We start from the raw sequence: 12,410 nt of genomic DNA, 5'->3' as shown, positions 1-12,410 counted from the left end.
GTTTGTATACAGATGTTAAAATGCTGTGCTGCTTTTCGCACAGACATTTCATCTCGAATCATAATTTCTATGACTTTGTCTTTAAAATCTTTTGAATATCCCATATCTCTATTGTTCTATAGTTTTTTAGGATTTGGCTATAGACGTGATATTACACCGCAAACAACTCAATTACGTGCATTACCCCAAAATGCATTACAAGTTAATGAGCAATTCTTTAATAAAAACTATAATCACATGTGGCGGCGTTTGTTTTTCAAACAACAAAAAGATGCATTCTTAGTCCCCGATGAGCTTCTAAAGAGAACTTATATTGATGGTTCACTGGTATTTAAAGATAATGTTTGGTATGGAACTAAATTTGCAAAACATTTTTTAACCGACCTAGAAAATTCATCCATTAAAATAAGTAACGAAAAAAAATGGAACCCTTATCAATGGAAAGAATCGGATCAAAAGCTAAAGCAATGGAATTGTACAATCTTTAAAACTTATCAAAACAACCTTAAAGAATTTGATAAAAAAGATAATGAAATTAAATCTCTAAATGAAATATCATCAAAATCTATCAATGATTTTTGTTCGTGATAGAAAAAAGCAGGCCACGGCCTGCTTTTTTAAAATGGATAATTCATTCATACTATTAACGACGTTGGTTATAAATCTGCTGCGCTGCAGGTAGATTTTTACGCATCGCTTCAATACGTTGTGAGTTTGATGGATGCGTTGATAAGAATGATGAACCTCCCGCACCTTCAAGCTTATTCATTTTTTCCCAAAGCGTAATCGCCGCTTGTGGGTTATAACCTGCACGTGCCATTAACATTAAGCCACCTTGGTCTGCACGGCTTTCCAAAGAACGTGAATAAGGCAGACCTATACCAATTTGACTACCCAACTGCGCGGCCGCAGTACCAAATTGACCGACATTATTACCTGCCGCACTTAAACCAATATTCAATGCAAGATCAGTTAAGGCTTGCGCTCCCAATTTACTTTTTGCATGCTCTTCAAGAGCATGGACCATTTCATGTCCCATAACTGCCGCAATTTCTGCATCAGTTAAATTTAGTTTATTGACGATACCTGTATAAAATACAACTTTACCGCCTGGAGCGACAAAGGCATTGACTTGGTCTGATTTCATGACTGCCAATTGCCATTGGAACGCTTGACCCGTTTGGTTCATTTGGTCTGCAAATGGGCGAAGTTTGAGGAATACTGAATTAATTCGTTTATACGTACTTGATGAAGTATCTAACTGATTTTTAGAACGCGCATCTGTCACCATTTTGTTATAACTTTGTGTTGCTTGCGCGTTCAATGTAGCAGTATCCGCTCCTGCCATATCTGCCACTGTCGCACAGCCCGAAATCGTCATTACACCGGCCATACACAGGCTCGTTAGAATTATTTTTTTCATTAAGGATACTCCAGACCATTAAAATATAAGTGAATTTATGGATATTATATTCTTATGATTTGGAGCTTAAAACGAAGTTATAGCGACTTATAATAGTATTTATGTAATTTTTTTAAGCTGAAAATTGAAGAACCAACCAATAGATTAAACAAACCACATTCAAGCCCAAATACACATGCATTAATGGCTTAATTTTTTCTTCTAACTGCACATTTTTTCGCTTAAAAAATAGGACAGCATTTTGTATCAAAACTATGGGCACAAGAATACAGGCAATAATCACCGACAACCCAATCAGGGCTTGATAAATTAATTGTGGATCTTGAGTTTGGGCACGAATGATCATCATAGCAATAGTGGGTGCTCCCCCCATCGCAAATAATAAAGAATAAAAAATGGTGGTCGAAATATTCTTTTGCATCCTGCACTTCTCTTCCTAATTCAAATTGCATTTTAGCAACTCAACACAAAGTGTGTAGCGTACTAAAATGCAACTTTAGTCTTGAAAACCGCAGATATTAACGACGTACTCTCGAAGGTGTCGCATTTTTATAATATTGCTGCGCTTCCGGCATCATTTTTTGCATAGCAGCAATACGGTCATTATTGCTTGGGTGTGTAGACATAAATTTGCTCAGTGCGTCGTTGCCACTGTTATCATTCGCATTCATTTTTTTCCACAATGAAATCGCCGCTTCTGGATTGTATCCAGCCTTTGCCATCATCACTAGGCCACCTTTATCCGCGCGACTTTCCAAATTACGTGAATACGGCAAGCCCACACCAAATTGACTACCCAAATCAAGCAAGGTTGCACCATAGCCGCCTGCAGCATTGCCTACATATTGTGAACCGATACTCACCGCAAGATTGGTTAGTGCTGAAGCGCCAATTTTATTTTTTGCATGTTCTTCTAAGGCATGAACCATTTCGTGACCCATGATTGCAGCGACTTCATCATCCGTAAGTTTGAGTGTTTCGACGATTCCTGTATAGAAAACAACTTTGCCACCGGGTGCGACATAGGCATTGATTTCTTTAGACTTGATCACGGCAACTTTCCAATCAAAAGCCTGCCCTGTCTGGTTCATTTGATCTGCAAAAGGTTTCATTTTCCAGAAAACACGGTTTACTTTTTGATAAGTCGCAGACTTGGTATCGAGCACTTGTTTGGTCTGTGCGTCTTTCAGCATTGCGTTATAAGACTGTGTTGCCTGTAAGTTCAAAGATGCAGAATCAGCACCTGCAAGATCAGCAATCGTGGTACAACCTGATAAAGAAGCTGCTACGGCAAAGCATGCCAAAGATTTTTTATAATTCATCATGATCTCTAGTTATTTATAAAGAGTGTCAAATATATACAAAAAATTGACTGACTCAATATTTTTATGCTTATTTTTTCAAAATCTTTATTTTTCCATCATTTAAATTTAATCAACTTTTTTGAAGTTGTATTCTTCGTTATATAAAAAAGCCCCGCTTTCGCGAGGCTTTTACATCTTAATTCAACAACATTATGCGTCGAATGGATGACGTAATACGATTGTTTCATCTCGGTCTGGACCAGTTGAAATGATGTCGATTGGACATTCAATCAATTGCTCTAAACGTTTCACGTAGTTAATTGCATTTTGTGGCAATTGATCTAGTGATTTCGCACCGAAAGTAGACTCAGACCAACCTGGCATAGTTTCGTAGATCGGTTTTAAAGTTTCAAATGCAAGCGCATCAGAAGAACCTACACAACCAGAATCAGCTGCTTCGTAACCTACACAGATTTTCACTTCTTCTAAACCATCTAGAACGTCTAGTTTAGTTAAGCAAATACCAGAAAGTGAGTTTACTTCTACTGAGCGACGCAGAATTTCAGCATCGAACCAACCACAACGACGTTGACGGCCAGTAGACGCACCAAACTCAGAACCTACTGTACCCAAGTGTTTACCGATCGCATCACCAACATCGTTCGCAGCATCATAAACAAGTTCAGTTGGGAACGGACCAGCACCTACACGAGTTGTGTACGCTTTAGTAATACCCAATACATAGTCAAGGTGTAATGGACCAAGACCTGAACCTGAGCTTACGCCACCAGCAGTCGTATTTGAAGAAGTAACGTACGGATATGTACCGTGGTCAACGTCAAGAAGTGAACCTTGCGCACCTTCAAACATGATTTTCTTACCTGCTTTACGGTAAGCATGAAGTTCGCCAGTAACGTCCATCACCATAGGTTCGATGACTTTACGCCATTCGTCACATAGAGCGATCACATCTTCAACTTTAACGGCTTCAACACCGAAGAATTGAGTCAATTGGAAGTTATGGTACTCAAGAAGCTCTTCTAGTTGAGCTTTAAGATGAGCACCACCACGAACCAAGTCAGCAACACGGATTGCACGACGAGCCACTTTATCTTCGTATGCAGGACCGATACCACGACCTGTTGTACCAATTTTCGCATTGCCACGTTTTTTCTCACGTGCTTGGTCAAGTGCGATATGGTGTGGAAGGATCAATGGACAGTTTGGAGAAATACGTAGACGTTCACGTACAGGCACGCCTTCTTTTTCTAAAACTTCCATTTCGTGGATTAAAGCTTCAGGTGATAAAACAACACCATTACCAATTAAGCACAATACGTTGTCACGTAAAATACCAGATGGAATGAGGTGTAATACAGTTTTCTTACCACCAACCACAAGTGTATGACCTGCGTTGTGTCCGCCTTGATAGCGAACTACCGCAGCCGCTTGATCTGTGAGCAGGTCGACGATCTTACCTTTACCTTCGTCGCCCCATTGGGTACCAAGTACCACAACATTCTTGCCCATAATAGCCTCATTGCATCATGCTGTTAAAATTGGAAAAAACGTGTGTGCCCGCAGGCACATCCGCGATTAAATTTGTTTGATTGTCCACTCGCCATTTGCATTCACCAACTGGTGCGTTGCATATGGTGCAGAGCTTAAATCATCATTACCTAACAATTGAACCACACTGAACCCTTCGGTACGTGCTGCCTCAATTGCCTTTAATAAATCTGCTTCGATGCCTTTTGGTGCAACCAAAAATTGGCTTTTCTGAACTTGACCTGCAGTTAATGCATATAAGTCACAAGAGAAACCTGTTGCTGGACGCGCACGGCCGAAGTGTTCACCAATACCGTCATAACGGCCGCCTTGAGCCAATGGCGCAGCACGGTTTGGTGCATATACGGCATACATTAAACCAGTGTGATAATGATATGAACGAAGTTCTACAACATCGATACCAATATGTAGTTCTGGCCAACGCACCTGAATTGCGGCTTGTGTCGATTTCACTGCATCAAAAGCCAGTTTAAATGCTTCGTTATTTAAAACTTCAGCACTTAAATTTGCTTGTAACGCATCTAAATCACTTGCAAAACGACCTAAGGTATAAAAATCTTGACCGAATGGAAGCTTTTGTGTGAATTCAGCAAGTTCAGGTAAAGCTTTACGTTGATACAAGTCAGATAACTGACGTTCAACTACTTTGCTCAAGCCAGCTTGTTTCACCATGCTGCGGAATAAACCGACATGCCCTAAATCAAGATGGATACCATCTGCATGACCTGCTTTAGCAAGCAAGTTGATCATGACATCAATCAGTTCAACGTCAGCATCAATGCTGTCTGAACCAAATAATTCTGCACCTAACTGTAAAGGTGCACGTGTGGTATTAAAACCCTGTGGTTTAGTATGTAGTACTGTACCAGCGTAGCAATAACGAGCTACACCTTCGACAGGATGTACATGCGCATCAATACGAGCCACTTGTGGTGTCATATCGGCACGCACACCAAGCAAACGACCTGAAAGTTGATCGATCACTTTAAAAGTGGCTAAGTCTAAATCTTGATTCGATTCTGAAAGAGAAGATAGAGATTCGATGTATTCAATGAATGGCGTGTACACCAACTGATAACCTCGAGATGCGAGGAAGTCTAATGCTTCACGACGCAAAGATTCAATCACTTGCGCCTGTTCTGGCAGTACATCAGCTACACCATCAGGTAATAACCATGTCTCTGAAATGGGCATGTTGTAAACCTAAATTCTTGTCAGCGCGGAACAAATCCGCATAAAAAAATCGGGAGCACACCCGATTTCTCCTAGTTTAGCACGATAGTTTTACGCTTGCACACGACTTTTTCATAAAAGATGCTTCAGCATTTATTACTTCATAAACAGCTTTAATTTTTACAACTAAATATATGTTTATGCTTATATTTTAAAATTCTGTGAACGTTATTTTTTAACCATTTGATAAAAAATAATCAGCACCCTGCTTTCTATAGATGAAGTTTTAAACAAAGTTATAAATATGATCAGGCTCAATAACTTAATTTAAGACACGAACATCAATCCAATGGAAGCGCTGTAGTTTGTTTAACGGCCTGTAAAGGTATCTCTGTTTTTACATTTTGCACACTGGCAATCTGCGTTAAATGATGAATCTGAAACTTTCGATAGGCTTCTAAATCTGCCACGACGATACGTAAGAAAAAGTCACAATCCCCTGCCATGAGTTGACATTCAACGACCTCAGGCATCGTTTGAATCGCTGCGACAAAATCATTCACGGTTTTTGCATCTTGACCTTTTAGCCAAATCCGCGCAAATACCGTTAAACTTAAATTCAATTTTGACTGATTCAGTAAAGCAACATATTTCTCAATATAGCCTTCATCTTCTAGTTGCTTAACCCGTCTCAAACACGGCGAAGGTGATAAACCAACAAGTTGGGCCAATTCATTATTTTGTAGTTTTCCATTTTGCTGTAATGCTTGCAAAATGCGTTTATCTATCTGATCCATCAATAAAGGCACTAAATTTCACAATAATCTTTATTTTAGCAATTTCATTACACAATAAAAGCAATCTTCCATAAAATAGCTGCCAAATGCTGCTCAGATATCCATAAAATATTGCTTTCGATCTCGCTTAATGGAAAACGTCATGTTGATGTTTAGACAAAGTACACTCAATCACACCCACTCACAGCATTCTATTGAGTTTAAACGAGGTCTAAAAACATCTATTCCAATGCTGCTGGGCATTATTCCTTTTGCATTAGTTTTGGGTGCTCAGGCAACACATAAAGGCTTTTCTAGTTTAGAAGTACCGCTTTTGACTGGTCTTAACTTTGCCGGTGGTTCTGAATTTGCCATTTTGCAAGTTTGGACCAATCCTCCTAATATTCTCATGCTGATGTTTATTACGTTTTTAGTGAATAGTCGGCACCTATTAATGGGGGCGAGCCTTGTCCCGTATTTACGACATCTACCGAATCGTAAGGTTTATACCGCTTTATTTTTTATGTACGATGAAAGTTGGGCTGTGGGTTTGGCTGATGCGCAAAAAAAATCTAATGTTTTGGGAATTCAGCGCGCCTTTAGTTTGATGTTCTATGCAGGCTTATGCTGTGCTCTATATTTGATGTGGGTCGGCTTTACCACTTTAGGAGCAATGATCGGACCGATACTTGGCGATATTAGTCGACTTGGTTTTGATATGGCCTTCCCTGCTGTATTTCTTGTTTTACTACGTGGCATGTGGAAAGGCTTTAAAGCGGCGCGTCCATGGCTGGTCAGTTTGATTGCCGCATCTCTGGCTTATTTGTATCTCCCTGCGGGCTGGTATGTTCCGATTGGCGCAGTTACGGGTATTGCTTCTGCATTTTTCCTAATTGGAGATGATGTATGATCCACTCTAGCACCCTGATCGCGATTCTATTTATTGCCTTAACCACTTACCTGACCCGTATCTTGGGTTATGTGTTACTGAAAAACCGTAGCCTCACCAACAAACAACGTCAAATTATGGAAGTTGTTCCCGGCTGTGTGTTGATCTCAGTGATCGCGCCTTATTTTGTTAAAGATAATCCTGCTGATTTGATCGTGATGGCCATTACCCTATTTGCAGCATCACGTTTTTCATTATTGCCTACCGTTGTGATTAGCATGCTTTCAGCAGCCGTGTTAAGACAAATTTTGATTTAGTCCCATACGATCATATGTTGAAAAACGCGTGAACTACGATTTGAACCCAATGACAATAAATATTGAGAATCATCTTATTGGATAAAAAAATACCCATACCTTGAGATTACATGCTTCATGCAGATATCGAGCTATGGGCAGTCTTCTTTATCTTTCGATTAGTTTTGATCGGTTTTGACCACTTTTGCCAAAATGTTCACCAATTCTGCATTTTGCAATTCAACTTGCTGTAATTTGTGAGTGGTTTGATCTAATACTTCTTGCTGGATATGCATTTTCTTTGCAAGGTCTTGCATAATTTCCAAGGTCTTTTTCAGGTTGGCTTCTAGATGCACCACTTTTTCTTCAAGTGGCAATGTTTCATGCGCGGTAGATTGCGATACGTCACGATTAAACTGTAGCCAAATTAAAAATATAACCGCCAGCGCCAATAATAAAATAAATCCCCAAAGTAACATCAACATCATGCTCAATACTCTTTATATATTTCTTTGACTTTCATCTTAAACAATAAATCGGCTGTGCTTGAATATTTTTTAAAGTTTTTCAATATTTTCGAGATACATCAACGTCATTACGCATGATTTTTCATCTAATTTTAGAAAATAAAAAAACACCTACAAGCTAGTAGATGTTTTTTATATCGGATAAGTTTGAATTTTTAAAGAGAATGAAAGCTTTCACATAAATCGAGTAAGCGGTTCGCATAGCCCCATTCATTGTCATACCATGCGAAGACTTTTGCTTGTTTTCCTACCACCATGGTTTGATTCAAATCGACAATCAATGAATAAGGTGAATGATTAAAATCACTTGAGACCAAAGGTTCATCGGTTACTGACATAATTTCATGATAATCAAAACGTGCAGCTTTGCTTAACACTGCATTTAACTCATGCTTGGTGATAAGCGATTGGGACACAAAACTTAAATCGATTGCAGCGACATTGATCGTCGGTACACGAATCGAATAGCCATCGATTCGATCTTCCATTTTCGGCATGACCCGTTTCAATGCCCCTAGAGCTGAAGACGTCGTTGGAATAATATTTTGACCCGAAGCTCGCGCACGACGTAAGTCACGATGTGCATGATCCAATACAGACTGATCCGCAGTCACAGCATGAATTTCTGTCATGAGTGCTGTGTCTATAACAAATGCATCATCAATAATTTTGACTAAAGGCACCAAAGCCTGTGTGGTACACGACACACTCGAAATAATTTGATCCGTCGCTTTGACTTCATGATGATTAACACCATACACAATCGCAGCATCAACACTGTCAAACGGCGCCGCACCAATAATCACACGTTTGGCACCTGCACCAATATGTTGTGTGGCTGCCTCTCGCGATCTAAATAAACCTGTGCATTCGAGTACCACATCGACATTCAGTTGCTGCCAAGGCAAAAGACTCGGCTGTGCTTCATTTAAAACTTGCACTTTGAGATGCGCTTGAGCACAAGAGATATCTAGAAAAATAGCGCCATCTTGTTCAATGATTTCGACTTGGCCTGCAAAACGACCATGGGTGGTGTCATATTTAAACAAATGCACCATGGTTTCCACATCAGCGACATCATTTATGGCAACAATTTCATAATGAAATTCTTTTGGATTTTCAAACCAAGCGCGTAATACATTGCGTCCGATTCGACCAAATCCATTAATTGCCACTCGCTGCATGACCAATCCTTCGTTTTGAAACAAAAATAAAGCATCTATATGTTAATGGATTTCAACATGAAAACGTTATCATTTATTCGTTTAATGCTTATTGGGCTATATTTTTATAAAGCGTTAGCGCCTGTTTAGATCTAAATATTAGCTTCACTGAAAATGTACAGCACCAAGATCAAGTCCAAACACTATGATTAAATTGGATGTAAACATGCACTTTCCCCAATGAACTGAAAAATATAAATGCAAAGCACCTTCACGTAGAGCATTTATCAACGTGCTGAATTTGAACATTGAAAACTTTCCAAGACATATAAATAAAACGCCGAAAACAGTGCTCACTAGATTAATCAATAAATACTTTCAGCGTTCCAAAGGTTTAAAAATCTAAAAATATAGGTGCTAAATTTAAAACATATAAAAAGTCATAGAGATAGCCGAAAATCATTGGTCACTACACCTTTTTCCGTTATAATTTAGCGTTTTTAAATTTTATGTCAGCATCTCAAGCCAGCTTTAAAATTTTGTAAGACTTGCTTGATATGCTATTACCAAATCGAAATTAGGAGAGACTTGGTTGTGAGTACTCGTTTTATGACATCAGCTGAAATTCGCGAAGCTTTTTTAAGCTACTTTGAATCGCAAGGGCATACACGTGTCGCGTCGAGTTCTCTGGTACCTGCCAACGACCCAACACTATTGTTCACAAATGCTGGTATGAACCAGTTTAAAGACTGCTTCCTTGGTCTTGAAAAACGTGACTACGTTCGTGCAACTTCTTCACAAAAATGTGTCCGTGCCGGCGGTAAACACAACGACTTAGACAACGTTGGTTATACAGCACGTCACCACACGTTCTTTGAAATGTTGGGTAACTTCTCATTTGGTGACTACTTCAAACGTGATGCCATCACATTTGCTTGGGATTTCTTAACCAACGAAAAATGGTTAGGTCTGCCAAAAGATAAACTTTATGCCACTGTTTACCATACAGATGACGAAGCATTTGATATCTGGAACAAAGAAATTGGTCTAGACGCTTCACGCATTATCCGTATTGGTGACAACAAAGGCGAAAAATACGCTTCAGATAACTTCTGGGCAATGGGCGATACAGGTCCTTGCGGTCCATGTTCTGAAATCTTCTTTGACCATGGTGACCACATTTGGGGCGGCTTACCGGGCACTCCTGAAGAAGATGGCGATCGTTTCATCGAAATTTGGAACAACGTATTCATGCAGTTCAACCGTACTGCTGATGGTGTTCTGCATGCCCTTCCTGCACCTTCTGTAGATACAGGTATGGGCCTTGAGCGTATTTCTGCAGTTTTACAGCATGTAAACTCAAACTACGAAATTGACCTATTCCAAAACCTACTTAAAGCTGCTGCTGAAATCATTGGTTTAGATACCACTGAACTTGAAGCAAAAGCACAAGCAGAAAACAAACCAGTTGAATACCCTGCTTCACTTAAAGTTGTGGCTGACCATGCACGTTCTTGCTGCTTCTTGATTGCAGACGGTGTTAACCCGTCTAACGAAGGCCGTGGCTATGTACTTCGCCGTATTATCCGTCGTGCAGTACGTCATGGTAACAAATTGGGTGCAACAGGTTCATTCTTCCATAAAATGTTGCAGCCGCTGATCGACGCGATGGGCGCTGCTTATCCTGAGCTTGCTGCACAGCAAGCACGTATCGAAGCACAGCTTTTGAAAGAAGAAGAACAATTCGCAAAAACTTTAGAGCAAGGTTTGAAATTGCTTGAAGGTGAATTGGCTCAACTTAAAGGTTCAGTGATTCCGGGCGAAACAGTATTTAAACTTTACGATACTTACGGCTTCCCGACTGACTTAACAGCAGACATTGCACGTGAACGTGATTTAACGATTGATGAAGCTGGTTTCGAAGTCGAAATGGCGGCTCAACGTCAACGTGCGCGTGATGCTGGTAAATTTGCTGTCGACTACAACTCAATTGTGAAAGTTGAAGGCGAGACTCAATTTGACGGCTATGACGCAACTCAAGGCCAAGGTCAAATTGTTGCAATCTACAAAGACGGCGAACAAGTTGATGAAGTTTTTGAAGGTGACGAAGCACTAATCGTTCTAAACCAAACTCCGTTCTATGCAGAAAGTGGCGGTCAAGTTGGCGATACAGGTATCTTCAAAAACGAAACTGGTATTTTTGAAGTTCAAGACACCAAAAAATCAGGCGGCGCATTTGTACACCAAGGCATCGTGACCATGGGTAACTTAAAAGCGGCTCAAGCGGTTGAAGCGATTGTTAAAGCAGATATCCGTGCAGCAACATCGCGCAACCACTCTGCGACTCACCTGTTGCATGCAGCGCTGCGCCAAGTTTTGGGTACGCACGTACAGCAAAAAGGCTCATTGGTTGCCAGCGAACTTTTACGTTTTGACTTTGCCAATGATCAGCCTGTTTCATTTGAACAGCTTCAAGAAATTGAACGCATTGTCAATGCCGAAGTGATTGCCAACACTGCTGTTTCAACTGAACTTTTAGACATCGATGCGGCCAAAGAAAAAGGTGCAATGATGTTGTTCGGTGAGAAATACGGTGACGAAGTACGTGTACTTTCAATGGGTACAACCAAAGATGAGAAAAACTTCTCTATCGAACTTTGTGGTGGTATTCACGTAAAACGCACAGGTGACATCGGCCTATTCAAGATTACATCTGAAGGCGGTGTTGCTGCAGGCGTACGTCGTATTGAAGCCGTTACGGGTACTAAGGCAGTTGAAGCTGCGCAAAAAGCAGATCGTGACATTCATGCAATCAACGATTTGCTGAAAGCGCAAAAAGATCAAACTTTAGAAAAAGTTGAAGCTTTGTCTCACACAGCGTCTAGCTTGCAAAAACAAATTGAACAATTGAACCAAAAACTCGCGAGCTTCCAAGCAGCTGAGTTATTGAGTCAAGTTCAAGAGATTGCTGGCCGCAAAACCTTAATCACTACTGTTCAAGGTGTAGATGCGAAATCACTTCGCAACTTGCACGACGGTGTGAAATCTAAGTTAGACAATGCTGTGATCGTGATCGCAGCGGTTGATGCCGACAAAGTGAGCCTGATTGCTTCAGTTGCTAAAGAATACACTGCTGCTGTAAAAGCAGGTGACATCATCAAACACCTTGGTCAAGAACTTGGCGGTAAAGGTGGTGGTAAACCTGATATGGCTCAAGGTGGTGCGCCTTATAGCGACAAACTTGAAGCGGTAATGACTGACCTCGTTGCATGGTTAGCTGCAAAATAAGA

11 protein-coding genes and 1 pseudogene are annotated in these 12,410 nt (G+C 40.3%); 4 read left to right on the top strand and 8 right to left on the bottom strand.

From position 1 onward, the window contains the following. Window positions 1-588, top strand: a pseudogene (locus FTT85_RS10570) (hypothetical protein); the annotation flags it as partial. A 55-nt stretch (window positions 589-643) separates the two neighbouring features. On the opposite strand, the gene FTT85_RS10565 reads toward FTT85_RS10570, so the two are convergent. The 6 genes from FTT85_RS10565 to FTT85_RS10540 form a co-directional block, all read right to left on the bottom strand. Then, the gene (locus FTT85_RS10565) at window positions 644-1,423 is read right to left on the bottom strand and encodes a M48 family metallopeptidase (RefSeq protein WP_180183510.1); all 780 of its coding nucleotides are present in this window, start codon (window positions 1,421-1,423) and stop codon (window positions 644-646) included. 112 nt (window positions 1,424-1,535) lie between these two features. After that, window positions 1,536-1,844 (bottom strand): hypothetical protein, encoded by a 309-nt coding sequence (locus tag FTT85_RS10560; RefSeq protein WP_078194385.1) that lies wholly within the window; start codon window positions 1,842-1,844, stop codon window positions 1,536-1,538. Window positions 1,845-1,941: 97 nt separating this feature from the next. Then, window positions 1,942-2,745: a M48 family metallopeptidase gene (locus tag FTT85_RS10555; protein ID WP_180183509.1), complete on the bottom strand. Its 804-nt coding sequence runs from the start codon at window positions 2,743-2,745 to the stop codon at window positions 1,942-1,944. 192 nt (window positions 2,746-2,937) lie between these two features. Continuing rightward, on the bottom strand, window positions 2,938-4,257 hold the full coding sequence (locus FTT85_RS10550) for an adenylosuccinate synthase (RefSeq protein WP_078189071.1): 1,320 nt from the start codon (window positions 4,255-4,257) through the stop codon (window positions 2,938-2,940). Between the two features lie 66 nt (window positions 4,258-4,323). Next, window positions 4,324-5,490: an ATP phosphoribosyltransferase regulatory subunit gene (locus FTT85_RS10545; RefSeq protein ID WP_180183508.1), complete on the bottom strand. Its 1,167-nt coding sequence runs from the start codon at window positions 5,488-5,490 to the stop codon at window positions 4,324-4,326. A gap of 320 nt (window positions 5,491-5,810) precedes the next feature. After that, window positions 5,811-6,266, bottom strand: coding sequence for an Lrp/AsnC family transcriptional regulator (locus FTT85_RS10540; RefSeq protein ID WP_078189073.1), 456 nt, complete (start codon window positions 6,264-6,266; stop codon window positions 5,811-5,813). A gap of 142 nt (window positions 6,267-6,408) precedes the next feature. Between FTT85_RS10540 and FTT85_RS10535 the strand changes: the two genes are divergently transcribed. Both FTT85_RS10535 and FTT85_RS10530 read left to right on the top strand, forming a co-directional pair. Beyond that, window positions 6,409-7,155 (top strand): AzlC family ABC transporter permease, encoded by a 747-nt coding sequence (locus FTT85_RS10535; RefSeq protein ID WP_180183507.1) that lies wholly within the window; start codon window positions 6,409-6,411, stop codon window positions 7,153-7,155. Next, window positions 7,152-7,451, top strand: a complete 300-nt coding sequence (locus FTT85_RS10530; RefSeq protein ID WP_180003989.1) for an AzlD family protein — start codon at window positions 7,152-7,154, stop codon at window positions 7,449-7,451. Before FTT85_RS10535 ends, FTT85_RS10530 begins: the two co-directional genes overlap by 4 nt. Window positions 7,452-7,609: 158 nt before the next feature. Here the strand turns inward: FTT85_RS10530 and FTT85_RS10525 are convergent, their stop codons facing one another. Together FTT85_RS10525 and FTT85_RS10520 are read right to left on the bottom strand one after the other, a co-directional pair. Beyond that, window positions 7,610-7,912 (bottom strand): hypothetical protein, encoded by a 303-nt coding sequence (locus FTT85_RS10525; RefSeq protein WP_180183513.1) that lies wholly within the window; start codon window positions 7,910-7,912, stop codon window positions 7,610-7,612. Window positions 7,913-8,112: 200 nt separating this feature from the next. Next, window positions 8,113-9,141: a type I glyceraldehyde-3-phosphate dehydrogenase gene (locus tag FTT85_RS10520; RefSeq protein ID WP_180183506.1), complete on the bottom strand. Its 1,029-nt coding sequence runs from the start codon at window positions 9,139-9,141 to the stop codon at window positions 8,113-8,115. Between the two features lie 573 nt (window positions 9,142-9,714). On the opposite strand from FTT85_RS10520, the gene alaS reads away from it, so the two are divergent. After that, window positions 9,715-12,408: an alanine--tRNA ligase gene (gene alaS, locus FTT85_RS10515; protein WP_180183505.1), complete on the top strand. Its 2,694-nt coding sequence runs from the start codon at window positions 9,715-9,717 to the stop codon at window positions 12,406-12,408. Window positions 12,409-12,410 lie beyond the last annotated feature (2 nt).

Origin of the sequence: Acinetobacter sp. YH01020, assembly GCF_013420275.1 — a bacterium.
GTDB classification, from domain to species: domain Bacteria; phylum Pseudomonadota; class Gammaproteobacteria; order Pseudomonadales; family Moraxellaceae; genus Acinetobacter; species Acinetobacter amyesii.
Note: the sequence above shows the minus strand (reverse complement) of the source record. Positions and strands in the feature narration are given on the sequence as shown.